Annotated in this window: 18 protein-coding genes; 4 read left to right on the top strand and 14 right to left on the bottom strand. The window is 62.2% G+C overall.

Features of this window, described 5'->3' with window-relative positions; all coding sequences use genetic code 11:
• Positions 1 to 98 precede the first annotated feature (98 nt).
• The 8 genes from CIW50_RS26205 to cysD form a co-directional block, all read right to left on the bottom strand.
• Positions 99 to 1055 carry an ABC transporter substrate-binding protein gene (locus tag CIW50_RS26205; RefSeq protein ID WP_149534096.1) on the bottom strand — a complete coding sequence of 319 codons (957 nt, stop codon included), beginning with the start codon at positions 1053 to 1055 and terminating at the stop codon, positions 99 to 101.
• A 116-nt stretch (positions 1056 to 1171) separates the two neighbouring features.
• On the bottom strand, positions 1172 to 1963 hold the full coding sequence (locus CIW50_RS26200) for an ABC transporter ATP-binding protein (RefSeq protein ID WP_149534095.1): 792 nt from the start codon (positions 1961 to 1963) through the stop codon (positions 1172 to 1174).
• A complete protein-coding gene (locus CIW50_RS26195) occupies positions 1957 to 2997 on the bottom strand; it encodes an ABC transporter permease (protein WP_149534094.1) in 1041 nt (346 codons plus the stop codon). Before CIW50_RS26195 ends, CIW50_RS26200 begins: the two co-directional genes overlap by 7 nt.
• Positions 2975 to 4072: an ABC transporter substrate-binding protein gene (locus CIW50_RS26190; protein ID WP_149534093.1), complete on the bottom strand. Its 1098-nt coding sequence runs from the start codon at positions 4070 to 4072 to the stop codon at positions 2975 to 2977. Before CIW50_RS26190 ends, CIW50_RS26195 begins: the two co-directional genes overlap by 23 nt.
• Before the next feature lie 356 nt (positions 4073 to 4428).
• Entirely contained in the window at positions 4429 to 6036 is a 1608-nt protein-coding gene (locus CIW50_RS26185; RefSeq protein ID WP_149534092.1) for a sulfite reductase subunit alpha, read from the bottom strand.
• On the bottom strand, positions 6033 to 7820 hold the full coding sequence (locus CIW50_RS26180) for a NirA family protein (RefSeq protein WP_149534091.1): 1788 nt from the start codon (positions 7818 to 7820) through the stop codon (positions 6033 to 6035). The genes CIW50_RS26185 and CIW50_RS26180 overlap by 4 nt, the downstream gene beginning before the upstream one ends.
• 463 nt (positions 7821 to 8283) lie before the next feature.
• Positions 8284 to 10218, bottom strand: a complete 1935-nt coding sequence (cysC, locus tag CIW50_RS26175; protein ID WP_149534090.1) for an adenylyl-sulfate kinase — start codon at positions 10216 to 10218, stop codon at positions 8284 to 8286.
• Positions 10219 to 10227: 9 nt separating this feature from the next.
• Entirely contained in the window at positions 10228 to 11067 is an 840-nt protein-coding gene (gene cysD / locus CIW50_RS26170) for a sulfate adenylyltransferase subunit CysD (RefSeq protein WP_149534089.1), read from the bottom strand.
• A gap of 231 nt (positions 11068 to 11298) precedes the next feature.
• Between cysD and CIW50_RS26165 the strand changes: the two genes are divergently transcribed.
• Complete coding sequence (locus tag CIW50_RS26165) at positions 11299 to 12000, top strand: phosphoadenylyl-sulfate reductase (protein WP_149534088.1); 702 nt, start codon at positions 11299 to 11301, stop codon at positions 11998 to 12000.
• 8 nt (positions 12001 to 12008) lie between these two features.
• Here CIW50_RS26165 and CIW50_RS26160 read toward each other — a convergent pair whose 3' ends face one another.
• Together CIW50_RS26160 and CIW50_RS26155 are read right to left on the bottom strand one after the other, a co-directional pair.
• The gene (locus tag CIW50_RS26160; RefSeq protein ID WP_149534087.1) at positions 12009 to 13181 is read right to left on the bottom strand and encodes a CmpA/NrtA family ABC transporter substrate-binding protein; all 1173 of its coding nucleotides are present in this window, start codon (positions 13179 to 13181) and stop codon (positions 12009 to 12011) included.
• Positions 13178 to 13768: an ANTAR domain-containing response regulator gene (locus tag CIW50_RS26155; RefSeq protein ID WP_149534086.1), complete on the bottom strand. Its 591-nt coding sequence runs from the start codon at positions 13766 to 13768 to the stop codon at positions 13178 to 13180. The genes CIW50_RS26160 and CIW50_RS26155 overlap by 4 nt, the downstream gene beginning before the upstream one ends.
• A 111-nt stretch (positions 13769 to 13879) precedes the next feature.
• Here CIW50_RS26155 and rimO point away from each other — a divergent pair, with 111 nt between their 5' ends.
• A complete protein-coding gene (gene rimO, locus CIW50_RS26150; protein WP_149534085.1) occupies positions 13880 to 15208 on the top strand; it encodes a 30S ribosomal protein S12 methylthiotransferase RimO in 1329 nt (442 codons plus the stop codon).
• Positions 15209 to 15415: 207 nt separating this feature from the next.
• On the opposite strand, the gene CIW50_RS26145 is transcribed toward rimO, so the two are convergent.
• The 3 genes from CIW50_RS26145 to pcsA all read right to left on the bottom strand — a co-directional run bounded on the left by CIW50_RS26145 (position 15416) and on the right by pcsA (position 17915).
• The gene (locus CIW50_RS26145; RefSeq protein WP_149534084.1) at positions 15416 to 16390 is read right to left on the bottom strand and encodes a quinone oxidoreductase family protein; all 975 of its coding nucleotides are present in this window, start codon (positions 16388 to 16390) and stop codon (positions 15416 to 15418) included.
• A 71-nt stretch (positions 16391 to 16461) separates the two neighbouring features.
• Positions 16462 to 17184, bottom strand: a complete 723-nt coding sequence (locus tag CIW50_RS26140) for a TerC family protein (RefSeq protein ID WP_149534083.1) — start codon at positions 17182 to 17184, stop codon at positions 16462 to 16464.
• Positions 17181 to 17915, bottom strand: coding sequence for a phosphatidylcholine synthase (pcsA, locus tag CIW50_RS26135; protein ID WP_149534082.1), 735 nt, complete (start codon positions 17913 to 17915; stop codon positions 17181 to 17183). The genes CIW50_RS26140 and pcsA overlap by 4 nt, the downstream gene beginning before the upstream one ends.
• Positions 17916 to 18051: 136 nt before the next feature.
• On the opposite strand from pcsA, the gene CIW50_RS26130 reads away from it, so the two are divergent.
• A complete protein-coding gene (locus tag CIW50_RS26130) occupies positions 18052 to 19254 on the top strand; it encodes a UbiH/UbiF family hydroxylase (protein ID WP_149534081.1) in 1203 nt (400 codons plus the stop codon).
• Between the two features lie 14 nt (positions 19255 to 19268).
• Here the strand turns inward: CIW50_RS26130 and CIW50_RS26125 are convergent, their stop codons facing one another.
• Entirely contained in the window at positions 19269 to 20222 is a 954-nt protein-coding gene (locus CIW50_RS26125) for an AEC family transporter (RefSeq protein WP_149534080.1), read from the bottom strand.
• Between the two features lie 121 nt (positions 20223 to 20343).
• Between CIW50_RS26125 and hspQ the strand changes: the two genes are divergently transcribed.
• Positions 20344 to 20676, top strand: coding sequence for a heat shock protein HspQ (gene hspQ, locus CIW50_RS26120; protein ID WP_068731660.1), 333 nt, complete (start codon positions 20344 to 20346; stop codon positions 20674 to 20676).
• The last annotated feature ends 375 nt before the right edge of the window (positions 20677 to 21051 follow it).

The raw sequence follows: 21051 nt of genomic DNA, 5'->3' as shown, positions 1-21051 counted from the left end.
CGCGCTTTCCGACCGCCGGCACCGGGGTCTCCGCTGCCGGCACAAGCTGGACCCTGTTGGATGTATCGTCCATCGTGCTTTGCAGGCTCACGACGCGCTCACGTAGCCGCCAGCGCCTTCACGAAACTCGCATCGATGAAGGTCTTGTAGTCCGGCAACTGCCGGATCTGCTTCTTGGACAGCATCTGGCCGCCGTAATATTCCGCCTGCTTCAAGAACTGGTCATCGATATTCCAGGTCAACTCCACATTGGGTGCCGCCTTCTCGATCGACGGCTTCTGCTGGCCGAGCTTCTGCATCGCGATGGCGATAAAGGCCTCGCGGTCCTTCATCGCGTATTCGCTGGCAAGGCGGTGGGTCTTGAGCAGCGCCTTGATCAGTTCCGGGTCTTTTTCGATCAGTTCGCGGCGTGTGGCCAGCACCATGTTCAGCGAACCGGTCGGCGTCGTATAGGGATATTCAACGATCTGGCCGACGCCATTGGCAAGGCTGATGCCCGGGCCGGGCTCGGCGCCCACATAGGCGTCGATATCGCCGCGGGCCAGCGCCGGTGCCATGTCGCTGAACGACAACCTGACAGCCTCGACGTCCTTCACGGTCATGCCTTCGGCTGAGAGCCGGTCGAGGATCACCACTTCCTGGGTCGAGCCCGGCAGGATGGCGACCTTCTTGCCTTTCAGGTCCTTGATCGTGTTGATCCCGGAATCCTTCTTGGCGACGACTGCCATGCCGCGATTGCAGGCAGATGCGATGACGACGACTGGCTCGCCATTGGCGCCGCCGAGCGTCGCCGCAGCAAAACCGAAGATGCCGAAATCGACTGTACCCGTCACGACAGCATTCTTGCCGTCCGTCGGAGTCTCGAACGGAATCACCTCGAACTTGACGCCATCCGGCGCGAATTTCTCGTAGAAATACGGCGTAACGCCGTGAATGAGCTTCAACGTTCCGATCTTGACCAGGCGGTCGGCAGCGAAAGCCTTGATGCTGGTCGTGGACAGCGCCGCGGCAATAGCCGTCAGGCGGATGAAATCGCGTCGGTTGGTGCTGTACATGTCGTTCCCTTGGGCTGAACTGTGTGTCAGCCCAAAAGGAAGGCAATATCCATGCCTCGTATACAGCTATCGGTGGAGCGCACCCTCACCCGCAACGGACCATATTCGGGAGGAGCTCACCACGTCGCATCCAGCCCGAGTAGCCCCAGGATCTGCCGTCGCAGCTCGGCCAGATGCGGATCGCCGCGATGGCGCGGATAGGGCCGGTCAACGGTAATGTCCGCCGTCACCCGTGCCGGCCGGTCGCTGAACACGATGACGCGATTGGCGAGAAACAGCGCCTCCTCCACGTCATGGGTCACCAGCAGTGCCGTGAAACCGTTGCGTTGCCAGAGCGACACCAGCTCGGCTTGCATAGTGATGCGTGTCAGCGAATCCAGTTTGCCGAGCGGCTCATCGAGCACAAGGATGCGCGGATCATTGACCAGCGCGCGCGCCAGCGCGACACGCTGCGCCATGCCGCCCGAGAGCTGATGCGGATAGGCCTTCTTGAATGCGCCGAGACCAACGAGATCAATGGCCGCATCGACGCGATGACGCTGCGTCTTCAGCACGCCCTGCGCCTCCAGCCCGAGCGCAACATTGTCCCAGACAGTTCGCCACGGAAACAGCGTCGGATCCTGAAACACCACAACACGCGACGGATAAGGTCCGGTGATGGCGACGCCGTCCTCTTCCAGCGCGCCAGCACGCGGCGGCTCCAGACCCGCCACCAGCCTTAGCAGTGTAGACTTGCCGCAGCCGGAGGGGCCGAGCAGCGCGACAAACTCGCCGGGTGCGACGGATATGCTGACATTGTCGAGCACCGGCAGCACGTTGCCATCGATGTCGAAGGCATGGCTTACGTCTTTGACCTCCAGCGACGCGCCGGTCGCCGCTGGTTTGAAAGCTGTCGCGAGCGCTACCATTTGACGACACCCTTCTGCCAGACCAGCAGGCGGTCGCGCACCTTGAACAGCAGCGTGATCGCGCCCGAGCACAGCAACGACATCACGATCAGGGCCGCATACATGTTGTTGTAGGACGCCCAGCCCTGCGCCCATTGCAGATAGAACCCAAGCCCGGCCTTCACACCGATCATCTCGGCGACCACGAGCACGGCAAAAGACGCGCCGAGCCCCATGAACAGGCCGACGAACACATGCGGCAAGGCTGCGGGGATTGCGACCTTGGTCACCAGAAACGACGGCTTGGCGCCGAGCGTTCGGGCGACGTCGTAATAGGCGGTGCTGACGCTGGCCACGCCCGACCAGGTCAGCACCGTCACCGGAAAACCGGTGGCCAGCGCGATCAGGAACGTGCTGGCGCTCCAGGCCGAAGGGAACGTGAAGAACGCAATCGGCAGCCAGGCCGTCGCCGGCAACGGTCCGATGAAGCGCAGGATCGGATGCACCCAATAGCCGGCGAGCCGCGACCAGCCGATGGAGACGCCGGTGAGGAAACCCACGGCGGCGCCGATGAAATAGCCACCGAGCTGCAGCTTCACCGAGGCGAAGGCGCTGTCCAGCAGCTTCGGCAGATCGTCGGTATAGACCTCGACGATGGACTGCGGTGGCGGGAAGAACGGCAATGGCAGCCAGCCGAACTTCGCCGTCGCAAGCTCCCACAGCGTCAGGAACGCTCCCAAGGCAAACAGCCAGGGCGCGCGTCGCTGCACGCCATCGCCGAACTTGCCGAGCGCTGCCTGCGCTGTGGTCGCAATCGCGATGCCGCCAGCAATCGCGAATGCTGTATAGGCCACGGCTTCAGTGCGTGGCCAGTCGCCGATATCCGGCCATCGCATGCACGACAGGCCGAAAGCCAGCCATGCAAGCCCTGCCCCGATCCCGGTGATGCTGAAACGAAGCTTATTGACGAAGTGAAGTCCGCCATCGCCAGCAATGAGTGCGGTCTCGCGGTCACCGCCAAGCGATGCGATCTCAGACGCGGAATACGTCGGCATAGATGCGCTCCGCGAATTTGGTGGTGTCGGTTGACGGTTTGAACACCGAGACCGTCTTGAGATCGTCGGCGTAGGATTTCAGCTCGCGCTTCAGCGCATCGCCCACGGGATGATGGTGATGGGTGTGATACTTCATCATGCCCAGCAGATCCTCGATGGTCGCGTTCTTCGGCGCATAGGGCTGGAACGACTTCGCAGCCTTCTCCGGATTCTGCGATGCGAACATCGCAGCGTCGAGCAATGCCTGCGTCAGGCCGCGTGCGACCAGTGGATCGTCGCGCAGCAGGCTGCCGCGCACACCGACGATACAGCAGCTGATATCCTTGTAGGGACCATCGAGATTGGAGCCGACTTCCTTCAGCTCCCCATCCTTAAGCCAGAGATAGGCCAGCGGATCGGAGGCGAGCCCGATCTGTGCTTCGCCCTTCTCCACTGCGAGCCGCACCAGATTGCCGGGATATTGCCGCCACTCGACGTCCTTGTCCGGATTGAGTCCGGCCTTGGCGAGCTGGATCGAGAAGAAGTTCTTGTCGGGCCCGGCCATATCGCCGACGGCGATGGTCTTGCCCTTGAAATCCGCAACGCTCTTCACCTCGGATTTTGCCGGTGCCAGCGCGCGCAGGCAGCCGCCATGGGTGCCGGCGACGATCTTGACGTCAAAACCCTGCTCCAGCGGCTTCAACCAGCGCAGCGCCATACCTAGGCCCGCATCGGATTTTCCGGTGGCGATGGCTTCCAGAAGCTGGTCCGTCGAGCCACTGTAGTTGACAAGCTCGACGTCAAGATTTTGCTTCTGGAAGAAGCCATGATCGATGGCGACCGGTAGCGGCGCGAGGCAGACCGCGCCGGCATTCCAGGAGAGTTTCAATTTGCGCGGTACGCCGGTGAGTGCATGCGCCTCCGATGCAGTCCTGCAGATCGGAAACTCCGAGAAATCAATCGGAGATGCCTGCCGGAACGGAAACGCCTGCGCGCCCCATACGCCAAGCGGCGCGGCGAATGCGGCTGCAGCGCCGCCGCGCAGCAGCGACCGGCGATTCATCAGCGGCTTGCGGTTGTGATCATCATTCGACATCTGGTCTCCTTGCGATCGGCACAGCGCTGCCCATAGCCGCAACGTATGGTTTGCGGCTCGCGCTGATGCGATGGTCAATGTGTTGAGTGGAAGTTCAGCCGTGAGAGCCCGACGACTCCCGCCCGTGTGATTTCGATGGTACGAGGATGCGCAGCGCGGTGGCTTCGGTCAATAAAATGGAATTTTGAATGTCACGCAGGATGGAGAGATTATCTCCAATGCAATCGGCTCTGAGAGAGGAAGGGACTTAGCGGCGTACAACTATTCTACGCATTCGCATTTCAGCAGCACTGTCATTTCCGGGCGCCGTCGTCCATCTTCGCCGGACGACATGGGGGCGTTACGCCCCCTTCGCCTCAATATACGTCGAGCTGAAAGCGCCCCTTCTTCTTCAGCTCACTGACGAACATCACCGCTTCATCAGTCGAGCGCGCGCCATGCTGGGCAGCGATATCGACCAGAGCCCGCTCCACATCCTTGGCCATGCGCTTGGCATCACCACAGACATAGACATGGGCGCCTTCGGCGAGCCAGGTCCAGACGTCGCGGCCGACCTCGCGCATGCGATCCTGCACGTAGAATTTCTCGCCCGCGTCACGCGACCAGGCCAGCGATAACCGTGTGAGAAAGCCTTCGGTCTTCATGCCATTGAGTTCGTCGGCATAGAAGAAATCCGAGGCGCTGCGCTGGTGGCCGAAGAACAACCAGTTCTTGCCCGGCGCCCTGGTCGCCTTGCGGTCGTGCAGGAACGCCCTGAATGGCGCGATGCCGGTGCCCGGCCCGACCATGATGATCGGCGTCTCCGGATTTTCCGGCAGCGCGAAACCGTGGGCCTTCTGGACATACACCTTGAGCTCGTCGCCGGGCTGGATGCGATCGGCGAGGAAGCTCGACGCCAGACCATGGCGCTTGCGCTTGCCAACCATGTAGCGAACGATATCGACGGTGAGCGACAGCCGGCCCGGCGTCGCATTGTGCGATGACGAGATCGAGTAAAGGCGCGGCTGCAGTGACTCCAGCGCCTCAATGAAAGCTTCTGGATGCGGACGCACGTTGGAAAATTTCTGCAGCGCCGCCATCACGTCGAGCGTCGCGGCATCGCCATCGGGGTCCTCGCCCTGCGCCAATGCGCGTGCCTTCGCGCGCTGCGTCCCGCCGGTAAGATAGGACATCAGCTCGAACAGCGAGTCCGGTGCCGGGGCCAGCGAGACATCGTATTGCAGCACCTCACGCAGCGTCTTGCCACGCACCTCTATCGTATGCGACGCGCCAAGCAGCGCGATGATCTGGTCGACATGACCGAGATCGTTCGACGCAAAGATGCCGAAACTGTCGCCGACGACGTAATCGAGGCCACAACCCGACAAATCGAAATCGATATGCCAGGTCTCTTTCTCGGAGCCTTTGCCATTAAGCAGGCGGCGGCCGAGAAACACGGCGGGTGCGGGGTTGTCGCGCGAGCGGCCGAGTGTCGACGGATCCGGCGCAGCAACTTCGACCGGCCCCGCAGCAGCAGGCGTCGCTGTCGCCGCCGGCGCAGCACCCGCCGGTGCCTTGTCGAGCTCTTCATAGAGCGACTTCAGCATCCGCGCGGTTTCCTTGCCGCCGGGCACGCAGAGGTTCAGCCGCGCCTCGGCTTTCGAGGCAATCGCGTCGGAATAGTCGTTGCAGTTATAGCCGCACTGGCCGCAATCCTGCTGCGCCATCGCCGCCATCATCTTGCGACGAACCGGTTTGCCTTCGGCGAGCTTCATGCGATCGGCGATCGGCATGGTCTGGTCATGCCACGGCGCACCGTCGTCCTCTTCCATAATCGCGGCGCCCTGCTCCGCAGAGAGCGGCGTCGCCGGCGCATCGGATAGCAAGCCGGCGAAGAAGCCGTTCAGCCAGGAGCGTTGCGCTTCCGAGAACGGCGCAGACGGAGGAATGATCTCGAGTTTGGGCGGCGGCGTCATCTGGTTCATGCGGACACCTGTTCATCAGCGAGCTGACGCAACGAAGCCGCGTCGTGACGGCGCGAGAATGTGAGGAATGTCTCGTCCGGTGACGCCCGGTGGGCGAGATACGCTTTCAGAAGACGCCCGACGACGACAGGCGCATCCTCGGACTTCACGTTCTGATAGACCTCCTGCCCCACATCGGCCTGTGGGCCGAAGCCGCCGCCGGTGAAGATGTGGAAGCCGTCCACGGTGTCGTCGCTATCGTCCAGCGCCACGCGCGCGCCGATCATGCCGATGTCGCTAATGTAATGCTGCGCGCAGGAATGATGGCAGCCGGTGAGATGGATGTTGATCGGCGTCTCGACCTCGACTCGGGTATCGCACCACTCGGCGATATTCGTTGCGGTCTGCTTGGTGTCGGCATTGCCGAATTTGCAGCCGGCGCGGCCGGTGCACGCGATCAGGCCGGCGCGGATTTCGGTAGTCTGGATGGCAAGGCCGAGGGCTTCGATGGCCGCAGTCGCCTGCGCGACATTCGCGTCTTTCACACCGGAGATGAGCAGGTTCTGCCACACCGTGAGGCGGATATCGCCGTCGCCGAGATCAGCCGCAATCTTCGAAAGCCCCCGCATCTGATCGGTCGTCACCTTGCCCAGCGGCAACACGACGCCGATCCAGTTCATGCCGACCTGCTTCTGTCTGTGCACGCCGATATGCGCCGTGCGATCGAAGGCCGGGCGCGGCAGCAGCGCCTCCGCCGGAATGCGGGCAAACGGCCTGCCGAACTTCTCCTCGACCAGAGTGAGAAACTTCTCCATGCCCATGCCGTCGATCACGTATTTCAGCCGCGCCTTGAGGCGGTTGGTGCGATCGCCGAGATCGATGAAGACGCGCACGATGGCGTCGGAGACCTTGGTGGAGTCCTCCGGTCTCACGATGATGCCGGTATCGGTGGCGAAATCCTTGTGGCCGGTGATGCCGCCGATGCCGAGCTTGAACCAGACGCCGGGCGCGACGCCGAAGCCATCTTTCACTTCGACTGCCTGGAAGGCGATGTCGTTGGTGTCCTCCAGCACAGCGATCTTGCCGGCGCCGTCGAAGGCGACATTGAATTTGCGCGGCAGGCCGGTGAGCGAGCGATCATTGAGAATGTGATAGTGCCACTCGCGCGCATAGGGTCGCGTGTCCAGCAATTCCTGCGGGTCGATACCAGCGGTCGGCGTGCCGGTGACGTTGCGGATGTTGTCTGCCCCGGAGCCGCGTGAGCACAGACCAAGATCCTGAATGCCCTCGATCAGCTTTACGGCATTTTTCGGCGGAATCTCGCGCACCTGCAGATTGGCGCGCGTGGTCACATGGGAGAACGGACCACACAACTCGTCACTGAGATCGGCAAGACCCGCAAGCTGCCAGTGCTTCATGATACCGTTGGGGATCCGAAGCCGGCACATATAGGAGTCCTGCGTCGGCCCGACATAGAAGATGCCGTAATAGCGCCAGCGGAAATTGTCGGCCGGCGATGGCCGTGCATCAATCGCGGCCTGATCGCGCAGCCGCGGATAAGCGTCGAACGGGTGTTCTTCGCGCTTCCATTTCTCCTGCTCGACCAGCTTCTTGCCCAACGCGATGGTGCGATCTTGCGCCTTGATATGCGGCGCATCCGGTCCGGTCGGCTCTGCATTGACCTTGGCTGACGCAGCGCCGCCGAGACCCTTGCCGACACGGTTGATCTGGAGCCCCGTCGAGAACCCCTCAAGGTAGCGCTTCTGTTCGTCAGTGAAGTCGACGGAGAGCGTTTCGATTTTCATGCGCTTGAGGCTCCTGCGGGCCACCTGCGTGGCGTCAACGGGCGAATTGAGAACAGGACCGCTCAGGTTCAGGTCAGCGCATCGCGCCGGCTTGAAATCTGGGAACGGTCCGATCAGCCTCGTTGCTGCGGAAATCCATCAGGGACTGGCCGGCGCACATCAGCGCGACGCCGGCGTTTAGAGACATTCAAGTCTCATGCCAGATCCTGGACTGCGGAAAACCTCGGGGAATCAAGGGATTGGAGGGAAGGCTCGGCGGAACTCAGCGATTCCATGCCAGCATTTTGCACCGCACGCTCAATAATTAGACGACGGGCACGTAACAGCAGCTATCGTTGCGAGGAACACTTGCGACCAAGCCATCCAGCCTTGGCTCGCGCCTGTCGGATTGTTGCCTCGGCAGGAGGAAAGCTGGCTCGCCAGCTTTCCTTGATCTCGACGCGCAAATGGGAGCACGGGCCCACTACGCCGTTACACGCACCGCTTCGAACGCCGCCAGATTGGCGGCTCCATCGTCGAGCACTTGCGTCTGCCGCAGCATGTCCTCGATACCATCTATCGCGCGACCCACATCGACCGTCGACGTGTCGATCCGCAGCTCGACCGTCTCCGGCGCCTGATAGTCGTTGGCGATACCGGTGAAGCCCGGCAGGTCGCCGGCGCGGGCCTTGGCGTAGTGCCCCTTGGGGTCGCGCTGCTCGCATATCTCCGCCGGTGTCGCGACATAGATCTCGCGAAATGCGGTATCGACCGCGCTGCGGGCCTCGGCGCGGTCGCCGCGCGAAGGTGAGACAGCCGCGACGATGGCGATATGACCGTTGCGGGCGAGATGGCCGGCCATTTCTGCCAGACGCCGGACATTCTCGCTGCGATCGGCGGCGGAGAAGCCAAGGTCGCGATTGAGTCCGGCGCGCAGCGTGTCGCCGTCGAGCAGGATCGGCGAACCACCTTTGGCGAACAGACGGTGCTCCAGCGCCCGCGCGAGGGTCGACTTGCCAGATCCCGGCAATCCCGTGAACCACACCACCGCGCCTTGATGACGATAGCGTGCCGAACGTTCCTCAGGCTGCAGTGCCGACTGCACCGGCACGATATCCGACGACACCGCGCGTTGGGCTGCATCGATGGATAGAACAAGACCGCCACCGGCGATCCGGCCGCCGACCTCGATCACAAGGCGCCCGGTACGCGGATTGTCGATGTAGCGATCGGCGGCGACCGGTTGCGCCAGTGCAACCTCGATTTCACCAACGTGATTGCGGGCGATCTGTTTGGTCTCGACACTGGCCAGTTCGCCGGGATCGATCGCCTTTTCGATCGCGACCACACGGCCGCGCACTTCGCGCACGCCGAGCCGCACCAGAATCGACGATCCCGCTGTCAGCGGCTGGTCGTGCAACCAGAAGATCCGTGCCCGCAGTCGCCGTGTATACGATGGTACCGCGCCCGCATGCGCAATCACGTCGCCGCGCTCGACGAACAGTTCGCGGTCGAGCGTGATACCGACGGATCGCCCTGCCCCGTGCTCGCCTTCCAGCGGCATCGCAGACCATCGCTCCACGCTCTTGATCTTTGCCCGCTTGCCGGCGGGCATGATCACCACGTCGTCGCCAACAGCCAGATGACCGGCCTCGACACGCCCGGCCACGATGCGCCGGTCGTCGAACTTGTAGATCGCCTGTACCGGTAGCCGCAGCGGCAGTTCATCGAGCGCAAGCGCCGGTGTGAGCGCATCGAGCGCCCCTACGACGGTCGGCCCGCGATACCAGCCAATACGATCGGTATGGGTGGCCACGCCATCACCATCCCGCGCCGAAATCGGAATCACCGCAGCGGGCGTGACACCCAATTCGATGAGATGCGCCGAGATTTCGTCACTGATCGCCTGGAAGCGCAGAGCGCTGAAATCGACGCGGTCCATCTTGTTGACGACGACGGCGACCTGCTTCACGCCCAGGAGATGCAACAGATAGGCATGGCGCCGGGTCTGATCGCGCACGCCTTCCAGCGCATCGACGATCAGCACGGCACCATCGGCCTGCGATGCACCGGTGATCATGTTGCGCAGAAACTCCGCGTGACCGGGCGCGTCGATCAGGATGACGTCGCGCAATTTGGTGCGGAAGCGGATCTGTGTGGTGTCGATGGTGATGCCCTGGTCACGCTCCGTTTGCAGCGCATCGAGCAGGAACGACCATTCGAACGGCATGCCACGCCGGGCGCTCACCGCCTTCAGCATCTCCAGCTTGCCATCCGGCAGGCCGCCCGTCTCGTGCAGCAGGCGACCGACCAGCGTCGACTTGCCGTGATCCACATGGCCGACGATGACGATGCGCAGTTGCGGGCGCGTGGTGCCGTTGGGCATTCCAAGCGAGGTCGGATTGACGATCTTGGTCATGTGTCACCTCTACAGATAGCCGGCGACGCGCAGTCGCTCGAAAGCATCTTCGGTCTCATGATCGAGCGCGCGGCCGGCGCGCTCGGGAATCGTAGTGCCGTCGAGCTCGACCAGGATTTCGGCAATCGTGCTGGCGGTGGATGCGACGGGATTCGTGATGTCGGCATCGCCCAACGAGCGATAGCGCTTGCCGTCTTTGGCCAGATACAGCGGAATGATCGGTATATTTTCTCGAGCCGTGTAGGCCCAGATGTCAGCTTCGGTCCAATGCAGGATCGGATGAATGCGCAGATGGGCACCGGGCGGCGGCGATGCGTTGAACTGATCCCAGAACTCCGGTGGCTGGTCGCGCACGTCCCATCCGCCCTCGACGCCGCGCGGCGAGAACACACGTTCCTTGGCGCGGGTCGCCTCTTCGTCCCGCCGAATGCCGGCGATCAATCCGTCGAAGCCATGCTTCGCCAGCGCAAGTTTGAGACCTTCGGTCTTGCGCGCCGCGGAACGCGCCGCCGGCGGCAGTGTCGGATCGACGCTATCGATCGACGGGCAATATTCGATAGTGAGGTCGAGTCCCCACTCCTTCGAATAATGATCGCGAAATGCGTACATCTCCGGAAACTTCTTGCCGGTATCGACATGCAGCGCGGGGAACGGTACGTGGCCGAAGAACGCCTTGCGCGCCAGCCAGATCATGACGTTGGAGTCCTTGCCGAGCGACCACAGCAAGGCCAGCTTCTTCAGCCGTGCGAAGCCCTCGCGCAGGATGTAGATGCTCTGTGCTTCCAGTTGATCGAGGTGGTCCATCGATACGACGTCCGGTCGGACGCGTTCGAGATTGGTCGACGTCATACGCCTTCTCCGAGTCTTCCGAACTTAGGTCCTCAAAACCGCCGTGAGAGTCGCCGTTGCTCGCGAAGCGGGTATGCTCGGAGAAAGTGCATCTCTGGAACTCGATTTATGGGGTCAAAAAATCTAAACTGCGCTTCTCAAATAGAAAGAATATTTTTCTATTAAGTAGCGATAAACAACTGATATATAGAATCTTATTCCAGTCAAGCTGGATGTGTTGAGGAGTTCGAGATGTTGTCGCCTGGAGCCGTCGCAAGTGCTGTCCAATACGATCAAGCGCTGCAATCCGCCTCGCCCGCCGAGGTGATTGCCGCGGCGCTTGAGGTCGCGGGCCGCGATGGACTCGCACTGGTATCGTCGTTCGGCACGGAGTCCGCGGCATTGCTGAAGGTGATGGCCGATGTCGATCCCACCATCCCCGTGCTGTTTCTCGACACCGGCTGGATGTTCGAGGAGACACTCGCCTATCGCGACCAACTGATCCTGACGCTGGGCCTGCGCGACGTGCGAACGATCCGCCCCGCAGCGAATGCGCTTTCCGCTCACGACAGCGATGGGGATTTGTGGTCGTCCGATCCCGACACCTGCTGCCGGATCAGGAAGGTCGAACCACTGGCGCAGGCACTGACACCGTTCAGCGCATGGATCAACGGCCGCAAACGATTTCAGGGCGCGTCGCGCGCGGCCATTCCCGTTGTTGAAACCGATGGCGGGAAGCTGAAATTCAATCCGTTCGCCAATGTCACACCGGACGAGATTGGACTGATCTACGCGTCGGCGAAGCTGCCGCCGCATCCGCTCGTGGCCTCAGGATTTGCGTCGGTCGGCTGCATGCCCTGCACGTCCCGCACAGCGCATGGCGAGGACCCGCGCGCCGGCCGCTGGCGCGGCCGCGCCAAAACGGAATGCGGTATCCACACATCGGCGAACTGACGCCGCCGCTACGACTTCATATGCGCGATTTCGAACGCGGCGAGATGGGCAGCGATGTTGCGGGGATCGAACGGGGGCCCGGCGAAGGCGCCAACCGCGTCGGGCACATCAGTCGGAACGCTCCCGGTGATACCGAGCGCGGCATCGTAGAGATCCGGGCGGAACACATCCTGCGCGATCTTCAGCGCCTCCGGGCTGACCCCGGCCTGTCCCCAGCGCACCATCTGGGCATAGAGCCAGGCGGCCTGAACGGGATCGGGACGCCCGGCTCCTTCGCGGCCGACCAGCAGATAGCGCCCGCTCTCGCGCATGGTGCCATCCGGCGAAATCTTCAGCCGACCGTCCAGCGTTCGCAGCAGGACCTCCGGCGAGACGCCGATATGTTGGGGCTTGGCGAGAATCGCCGCGATCTCGTTGCGGTTCTCCGGCGCCTCGATGAAGGCCGCGGCCTTCACATGGGCACGCGTGAGCGCCGCCACGGTGTCCGGGTTCTTCTCCGCCCAGTTCTGCCTCATCGCCAGCACCTTCTCGGCAGCGCGCAGCAGGATATCGGAGACGAAATGCAGGATATGGCCGACGCCGAGATCGACCGCGACAGAATTCCAGGGCGCGCCGACACAGAATGCATCGACGTGACCATTGGCGAGACTCTCGACCATGTAAGGCGGCGGCAGCACCACGAGGCGAACGTCCTCATCGGGATCGACACCGCCGGCCGCCATCCAGAAACGGAGCTGGTAATTATGCGTCGAGAACGGAAACGTCATGCCGAAGGTCAGGGGATCGGCGCCGGCGCGGGCACGCGCGACGACCACGCGGCGCAGGGCCTGCGCGGTGGCCATCGGATCGGTCGGGTCACCGTCGAGCTCCGACATCAGCGCCGCATGTAGCGCCGGCGAAACGGTGATGGCGTTGCCGTTGATGCCGAGATTGAACGACGCCACGATCGGCACTTTCACATGCCCGAGCCCGAGGCTGGACGCGATGGCAACGGGCGCCAGCAGATGCGCTGCTTCGAACAGGCCGATATTCAGCTTGTCGCGAACATTCGACCACGACACTTCGCGGACCAGTTCGACGTTCAGCCCCTCGGTCTTCGTGAACCCCTTGTCGACCGCGACAATCAGCGCGGCGGCATCGACCAGCGGGATGAACCCGATACGGAGTGGTTGATCGGTCATTTCAGCAACTCCGCTGCGGTGATGATCGACTGCGCTATCTCGCCGATTTTCTTCTTTTCACGCATCGCCGTGGACCGCAGCAATACGTAAGCCTCGTCTTCAGTGAGGCCCTTGAGCTTCATCACGATGCCCTTCGCGCGGTCGATGATCTTGCGCTCCTCCAGCGCCGACTTGGTGCGCTCGAGCTCGTCCTGCAGTTTGGAGAAGGCATTGAAACGGGAGATGCAGAGATCGAGGATCGGCTTGATCCGCTCCTTCTTCAGCCCATCCACGATGTATGAGGATACCCCCGCCTCGACCGACGCCCGCGCCGACTCGGCGTCACTCTGGTCGACAAACATGGCGACCGGCCGGCGTACCGCACGGGAGACCTGGAACATTTGTTCCAGTACGTCACGGCTGGGATTTTCGAGATCGATGACGATAACGTCCGGATCCAGCGCATAAATCCGGGCCAGCAGATTGTGCATCTCCCGGATATGCTGGACGTCCACATAGCCAGCCTCCCGCAGCCCCTCCTCCAGGATCGCGGCCCGGATCGGGCTTTCGTCGACGATAACGATTTTGGGCGACTGGTCGGCAGGCATCGGGCACTCACATGGATGCAGCATACCCATAGCACGCCCGCGCACGGCTTAAAGCCTTGTAATTATGGGCAAATGGGGCTACCTGCTGCCTCTCAATCAGGCAGATCGAACATGCAACAGGCCGCCGCGCCGAAAATCTCCTTTGTGTCACTGGGATGCCCCAAGGCCCTGGTGGATTCCGAGCGCATCATTACGCGCCTGCGGGCCGAAGGTTACGAACTCGCGCGCAAGCACGACGGTGCCGACATCGTCATCGTCAACACCTGCGGCTTCCTCGACAGCGCCAAGGCGGAGTCGCTGGGCGCCATCGGCGAAGCCATGGCGCAGAATGGCAAGGTCATCGTCACCGGCTGCATGGGCGCCGAGCCCGAGCAGATCGAAGCCGCCTATCCCAATCTGCTGTCGATCACCGGCCCGCAGCAATATGAGAGCGTGCTCGATGCCGTGCATCGGGCGCTGCCGCCGGTGCACAATCCGCACATCGATCTGGTGCCGCCGCAGGGCATCAAGCTGACGCCGCGGCACTACGCTTACTTGAAGATTTCCGAAGGCTGCAACAACCGCTGCACCTTCTGCATCATCCCGAAGCTGCGCGGCGATCTGGTCTCGCGCCCGGCCAACGAGGTGCTGTTAGAGGCTGAGAAGCTGGTGAAGGCCGGCGTCAAGGAATTGCTCGTCGTGTCGCAAGACACCTCGGCCTATGGCGTCGATATTAAATATGCCAGCAGCCCGTGGAAGGATCGCGAGGTCCGCGCCAAGTTCTACGATCTCGCCAAAGAGCTCGGCGAACTCGGCGCCTGGGTGCGGCTGCAATATGTTTACCCGTATCCGCATGTCGACGAAGTCATCGGCCTGATGAATTCCGGCAGCAATGTACTGCCCTATCTCGACATCCCGTTTCAGCACGCGGCCCCGGAAGTATTGAAAGCGATGAAGCGCCCGGCCGCGCAGGACAAGACGCTCGCGCGCATCAAGAAGTGGCGCGAGGAATGCCCCGATCTGACATTGCGCTCGACCTTCATCGTCGGCTTCCCCGGCGAGACCGAGAGCGATTTCCAGTATCTGCTCGACTGGCTGGAAGAAGCGCAGATCGACCGCGTCGGCGCGTTCAAATACGAGTCCGTGGCGGGCGCGACCTCCAACGCGATCGCCAATGCGGTGCCTGAAGAAATCAAGCAGCAGCGCTGGAATGCGTTGATGGAGCGTCAGCAGAAAATCTCGGCGCGCCGCTTGAAGCGTAAAGTGGGCACGCGCCAGCAGATCATCATCGACGAGGTCGGCCCGACCGTGTCGAAGGGCCGCTCGAAGGCGGACGCGCCTGACATCGACGGATCGGTCTATATCACCGCACGCCGGCCGCTGAAGGTCGGCGAGATCGTCACGGCCAAGATAGAACGCGCGGATGCGTATGATCTGCACGGGACGGTGGCGGGGTTCTGAGAGACTCGCCGGCGGAAGTAGTTTCCCTCCCCCAAGCGTAGCGCAGTGGGGAGGGTCGACCGAGCGAAGCGGAGGTCGGGGTGGGGTGTCTCCGCGAGAATATGAAGCCTGTGGCGCCCCCCACCCGTCTCGACCGCTACGCGGTCGATCCACCCTCCCCACAGCGCGCACCTATGCCGCGCTTGAGGGAGGGAGAAGAGAGCAACCTCACACCTTCAAAATCACCGCGCCGGTCGTCTTGCGCGCTTCCAGATCGATATGAGCCTTGGCCGCATCCTTCAGCGCGTAGGCGTGATTGATCGGCACATGCAGCTTGCCATCTATCACAGCCGAGAACAGCGTGTCGGCGCCCTCCAGCAATTCAGAGCGCTTGGCGACGTAGTCGTTCAGCTTCGGGCGCGTCGCAAACAGCGAGCCGTGATTGTTGAGTTCGGCGATCGCGAATGGCGGCACGGGGCCGGAGGCATTGCCGAACGACACCCACATGCCGCGCGGCTTCAGGCATGACAGCGAGCCCGGATAGGTGGTCTTGCCCACACCGTCATAGACGACGTCGCAGAGTTCGTTACGGCTGATCTGCTTCACGCGATCGACGAAGTTCTCTTCGTTGTAATAGATGACGTGATCGCAGCCATTGGCTAGCGCCAACTCGCCCTTCTCCTTCGAACCGACGGTGCCGATCACATGCGCGCCCATGGCCTTGGCCCACTGACAGGCGAGCAGACCGATGCCACCCGCTGCAGCATGGATCAGTACGCGGTGATGCGGTTCGACCTTGAAAGTCTTGTGCAGCAGATACCAGACCGTGAGGCCCTTGAGCATCAGTACGGCACCCTGCTCGTGGGTGATGCGATCGGGCAGTTTCACCAGCCTTTCGGCGGCAAAAACGCGTTCGGTGGCATAGCTGCCGAGGGCAGAGTAATAAGCCACACGATCGCCGGGATGAAAGCCGGTGACGCCGGGGCCAACCTCGATGACTTCGCCGGAGGCTTCATTACCGGCGATGAACGGCAGCTGCGGCGCCTTGTAGAGGCCGCTGCGGAAGTACGTATCGATAAAATTGACACCAATGGCATGCTGGCGGATGCGCACCTCGCCCGCGGCCGGTGCCGGGACCTGCACGTCTTCATAAGTGAGCACTTCGGGTCCACCGATTTCGTGGACGCGGACAGCCTTGGTCATCGTTCAATCTCCCTGAATGGCTTTGGTCTCAAGCGATAACCGACAGCCGCGTGATGTCAACCGGTGCCCGACTAGGCCCGCTTTCTGCGGTTACGCTTCGCCAGCACATTGAACAGCTCGACCGCTGCCGAGAACAGAATAGCGAAATAGATATAGCCGCGCGGGATGTGGAATTTGAATCCGTCGGCGACCAGGGAGACGCCGATCAGCACGAGGAAGGCCAGTGCCAGCATCTTTGTGGTCGGATATTCCGCCACGAAGCGCGCCACTGGTCCAGAAGATACATACATCACCGCGCAAGCGATGATGACCGCGGCCACCATGATCTCGATATCCTGCGCCATGCCGATCGCGGTGATGATAGAGTCGAGCGAGAACACGAGATCGACGACCACGACCTGCAGGATGACCCAGGCAAAGGCGTTCGGGGCTGACTTCTCATCGCCGTGCCCTTCCCGGGCCTCGACCTCGGCATGAATTTCATGCGTCGCCTTGGCGATCAGGAACAGGCCGCCGCCGATCAGAATGAGGTCGCGCCACGACAGCGCGAGACCCCTCACCGTGATCACCGGTTCAGTCAGGCCGATCAGCCAGACGAGGACACTCAGCAGAATGATGCGGAACACCAGCGCCAGCGCGAGACCTATCTGGCGTGCGCGGGTTGCCTGCGGCTCCGGCAGCCGCGACACCAGCACCGACAGGAAAATCACATTGTCGATACCGAGCACGATTTCGAGCGCGGTCAGCGTCAAGAGCGCGGCCCAGGCTTCGGGGCTGGAAAACAGTTCGATCATGATTTGGAGGGCCTCATGAGGCGGATGACGGCGTCACCGCAGACAATGTAAAAAGCGATCGCGCAGAGCGCGACCGTAACAGGCAAAGCAACAGCGAAGTTCTGTATCAGCGTGATGACGGCTAGCACAGCCCAGATCGCCATCAGTGACAGGTTCAACCGGCGCAGGCGCGTCACGCGAATGGGATGCAGCACATGCACTGGCACAAAGGTCAGGACAATCAGCGCCAGGATCGCAAGGCTCGCGATGACGGGCGATGGTTGCAGCAAGAACAGATAGAACGCCGCCCCGTTCCACAGCGCCGGAAAACCGCGAAAGTGGTTGTCGTCGGTCTTCATGCGTTTGTCGGCAAAATATAGTGCGCTGGTGACGACGATGCCGGCGCCGAGTAGCACCGCTGTCCACGGCACCAACAGACCGGATGCGGCGATCGCATAGGCTGGCACGAACACGTAAGTGAGAAAGTCGACCACGAAATCGAGCGCGTCGCCCGACCAATCCGGCAGCACGCGGCCGACGTCGAAGTGTCGAGCGATCGGGCCATCGAGCCCGTCGATGATCAGCGCCAAACCGAGCCAGCCGAACATCGCAGCCCATTCGCCGCGCACGGCGCTCATCATGGCAATGAGTGCCACGCCGGCACCGAGCGCCGTAAAGATGTGAACCGAGAACGCCGCCGCGCGCGCGGATCGTGACGACGATGGGAGTTGGTCCGGACTCGAAGCGGTCATATGCCGGGAATTGCTAGCAGGAATCGGCCCGATTTGCACAGGCGCCGATGCGGCCTTCGGCCGCCCGGCTATGCAGGAACGATTCCGCGGCACGTAACGGCTTGAAAATACCGGGCCAAAGGCCGATGGTCCGGCCATGACCGAGACCTCTGCTTCCACCTCCATTTATGACGTCGCCGTTGTCGGCGGCGGTCCTGCCGGCCTTGCTGCGGCCCTTGCGCTGGCCGAGACCGGCGCCCGTACCGCCCTCGTCGCCCGCCGCGTCCCTTACGGCGACAACCGCACCACCGCGCTGCTTGGCGGCTCCGTCGCGTTTCTGGAAAGCCTCGATGTCTGGCGCCGCTGCGCCGACAAGGCGGCCGCGCTGACGACCATGCGGCTGGTGGACGACACGGGCCGGCTGATCCGTGCGCCCGAAGTTAAATTCGTCTGCGGCGAGATCGGTCTCGAAACCTTCGGCTACAATATCGAGAACCGTGAACTGATGATCGCGCTCGAAGCGCGCGCCGCGGAATTGACCAATCTCATTCGCATCGATGACGAGGCCGATACGGTTACGCCGGACGAGATGCAGATTCAGGTCCACACCCGGCACGGTCAGGTGCTGGCCGCGCGGCTGATCGTCGGCGCCGATGGCCGCCAGTCCCTGTGCCGCGAAGCTGCCGGCATTTCAGTCAAGCGCCGCCCGCTGGACCAGTCGGCCGTAACCTTCAACATCACGCATAGTCGACCGCACAAGAACATGTCGACTGAGTTTCATACGCCCGCTGGCCCCTGCGTGTTCGTGCCGCTGCCCGGCAATCGCTCCAGCGTCGTCTGGGTCAACAAGCCCCGGGACGCCGAACGCCTGATGGCGCTGAGCGACGAGGCACTGTCGGACGCCGCCGAGAAACAATCGCATTCGATCCTCGGCCGCGTTCAGGTCGAACCCGGCCGGCACATGTTCCCGCTGGCCATCGAGCAGCCAAGCCAACTGGCTGACAACCGTATCGTGCTGGTCGGCGAAGCCGCCCATGTAGTGCCGCCAATCGGCGCGCAGGGCCTCAATCTCGGCCTGCGCGACGCCGGCGATATCGCTGACGTCGTTCGCGATGCCGGCATGAATGGCGCGGATATCGGGGCTGCACCGGTGCTGGCGCGTTTCGAGAATATCCGCCGCAGCGACATCGCCTCGCGCACCTTCGCTATCGATATGGCCAACCGTTCGCTGCTCAGCGATCTCCTGCCGATGCAGGTGATCCGCGCGGCCGGCATGCATGCGATGGGGTCTATAGGCCCGTTGCGCCGCCTTGCGATGCGCGAGGGCCTATCGCCATCGTGGCGCAAGAGCGCCTCCTAGAGATCTCGCGCGTCCTAAGGGAACGAGATCTGGCCGGTCTTCAGGAAATACATCACCGAAGTCAGCGTCAACACGGAAACGAAGGTGCCGAGCAGCACCGCGACCGAGGCTGGTTCGATCCAGCTGTCATATTGCCGCGCGATCACGAACACGTTCAGCGCCGGCGGCAAGGAAGCGAGCAGCACGGCCGTCGCGGCCCATACCGGCGGGAACGGCCCGAGCAACAGCATCAGGCCGAACACGATCAGCGGATGGATGAGCAGCTTGATGAAGATCAGGCCCGGCACCTCCCACGGCACGCGCCCCAGCGGCCGTAAGGCAACCGTCACACCGAGCGCGAACAGCGCGACGGGCGCAGCAGAATTCTGCAGGAACAGCAGCATGCCATCGATGGCGACCGGCATCTGGATATGAAACGCCGCGACGAAGGCGCCGAGATAGGCTGCCACGATCAAGGGATGCAGCACGATATGCTTGATGACGATGCCGATGGTCGGCAGCAACGGCCGCTTGTCGCCTGAGGTCAGCGCCATCATCAGCGGCGCGATCGAGAACAGGAAGATGCTGTCGAAGCAGAACACCAGCGCGGTCGGGACCGCGGCCTTCGGCCCGAGTACCGCCAGCGCCAGCCCTGGGCCCATATAGCCGATATTGCCATAGCCGCCGGCGAGCCCGGCCATTCCGGCCTCGCGCATGGTCAGCCGGCCCAGGAATTTACCGGTGCCGACCGACAGGAAGAACGCCGTCGCAGTCGCCAGCGTGGTCCCGATCACGAAGGGCAGATTGTTGAGTTCCTCGAACGGCGTCTTCGCCATGATCCGGAAGAACAGCGCTGGAAGCGACACATAAAGGAGGAAGAAGTTCATCCAGGCGAGGCCCGTTTCGGGCAGGTTCTTCACCTTGCCGCAGGCGTAGCCGATGAAGATCAGCCCGAAATACGGGAGTGCGAGATTGAGGACGTCCATCATGTCGTGCGTGTTTTTCTTGGTTCTTGGCCCGACGGGCGGGATAGTGGGGAGTGGCTTCCGGCTGTCTTAATTCCGTCGTTTGCCTCTAGCATCGGCCACAATCCTGGTCTATTCGACCTGAATGATCAAAGCGCGGACCGCCAAATTCCAGATTGGACAGATCGTCCGCCACCGGATCTTTTCGTTCCGGGGCGTGGTGTTCGACATCGATCCGGAATTCAACAACACTGAAGAATGGTGGTTGTCGATCCCCGAGGACGTCCGTCCGCACAAGGACCAGCCATTTTACCACCTGCTGGCTGAGAATTCTGAATCAGAATACGTCGCTTACGTCTCCGAGCAGAACCTGCTTCCTGACGAGTCCGGCGAGCCGATCCGGCACTCCCAGGTCGCCGAGATCTTCATCAAGGACAAGTCGGGCAGCTATCGGCCGCGCAATCCCTCGCTGAACTGACGGCGTTTCACCGTTTTGCAGTTTGACCGTCGCTATCTGCTGACGGTTGATCGATGCGTCAGATACGCGTCGCTTCGGTAGCGGGATGTTGTCTATTTTTTAGGCAATAAGTCTGCCTGTTTAATTTCCTTGCACTCGTTTTCGTAATCGTGGAGCCTTGGGGCAGCGAGTAGAAGCGGTCTGAGCATAGCTCTGGACATTGCTCGGCGATGACACATCGAGGTCCGCCGCATGCTCTGCAAATCTGCCCAGACGTCCCAATCCGAGCGCAACCGCGAGCACTGCTTGCGATGGCTGCCCGAGCCATCATCTGCTGGCATGCCATTTGCGTTGATCGGCCTGATCGCTCAACGGAAGGATCCCGCATGACACGTC

Origin of the sequence: Tardiphaga sp. P9-11 (assembly GCF_008329525.1) — a bacterium.
Lineage (GTDB): Bacteria > Pseudomonadota > Alphaproteobacteria > Rhizobiales > Xanthobacteraceae > Tardiphaga.
This window is presented reverse-complemented; position numbering and strand designations above follow the sequence as displayed.

What these genes read in the sequence shown, in the direction of transcription:
- CIW50_RS26205 (WP_149534096.1), bottom strand. Translation starts at nt 1,055, where the DNA reads ATGTACAGCACCAACCGACGCGATTTCATCCGCCTGACGGCTATTGCC.
- CIW50_RS26200 (WP_149534095.1), bottom strand. Translation starts at nt 1,963, where the DNA reads ATGGTAGCGCTCGCGACAGCTTTCAAACCAGCGGCGACCGGCGCGTCG.
- CIW50_RS26195 (WP_149534094.1), bottom strand. Translation starts at nt 2,997, where the DNA reads ATGCCGACGTATTCCGCGTCTGAGATCGCATCGCTTGGCGGTGACCGC.
- CIW50_RS26190 (WP_149534093.1), bottom strand. Translation starts at nt 4,072, where the DNA reads ATGTCGAATGATGATCACAACCGCAAGCCGCTGATGAATCGCCGGTCG.
- CIW50_RS26185 (WP_149534092.1), bottom strand. Translation starts at nt 6,036, where the DNA reads ATGAACCAGATGACGCCGCCGCCCAAACTCGAGATCATTCCTCCGTCT.
- CIW50_RS26180 (WP_149534091.1), bottom strand. Translation starts at nt 7,820, where the DNA reads ATGAAAATCGAAACGCTCTCCGTCGACTTCACTGACGAACAGAAGCGC.
- cysC (WP_149534090.1), bottom strand. Translation starts at nt 10,218, where the DNA reads ATGACCAAGATCGTCAATCCGACCTCGCTTGGAATGCCCAACGGCACC.
- cysD (WP_149534089.1), bottom strand. Translation starts at nt 11,067, where the DNA reads ATGACGTCGACCAATCTCGAACGCGTCCGACCGGACGTCGTATCGATG.
- CIW50_RS26165 (WP_149534088.1), top strand. Translation starts at nt 11,299, where the DNA reads ATGTTGTCGCCTGGAGCCGTCGCAAGTGCTGTCCAATACGATCAAGCG.
- CIW50_RS26160 (WP_149534087.1), bottom strand. Translation starts at nt 13,181, where the DNA reads ATGACCGATCAACCACTCCGTATCGGGTTCATCCCGCTGGTCGATGCC.
- CIW50_RS26155 (WP_149534086.1), bottom strand. Translation starts at nt 13,768, where the DNA reads ATGCCTGCCGACCAGTCGCCCAAAATCGTTATCGTCGACGAAAGCCCG.
- rimO (WP_149534085.1), top strand. Translation starts at nt 13,880, where the DNA reads ATGCAACAGGCCGCCGCGCCGAAAATCTCCTTTGTGTCACTGGGATGC.
- CIW50_RS26145 (WP_149534084.1), bottom strand. Translation starts at nt 16,390, where the DNA reads ATGACCAAGGCTGTCCGCGTCCACGAAATCGGTGGACCCGAAGTGCTC.
- CIW50_RS26140 (WP_149534083.1), bottom strand. Translation starts at nt 17,184, where the DNA reads ATGATCGAACTGTTTTCCAGCCCCGAAGCCTGGGCCGCGCTCTTGACG.
- pcsA (WP_149534082.1), bottom strand. Translation starts at nt 17,915, where the DNA reads ATGACCGCTTCGAGTCCGGACCAACTCCCATCGTCGTCACGATCCGCG.
- CIW50_RS26130 (WP_149534081.1), top strand. Translation starts at nt 18,052, where the DNA reads ATGACCGAGACCTCTGCTTCCACCTCCATTTATGACGTCGCCGTTGTC.
- CIW50_RS26125 (WP_149534080.1), bottom strand. Translation starts at nt 20,222, where the DNA reads ATGATGGACGTCCTCAATCTCGCACTCCCGTATTTCGGGCTGATCTTC.
- hspQ (WP_068731660.1), top strand. Translation starts at nt 20,344, where the DNA reads ATGATCAAAGCGCGGACCGCCAAATTCCAGATTGGACAGATCGTCCGC.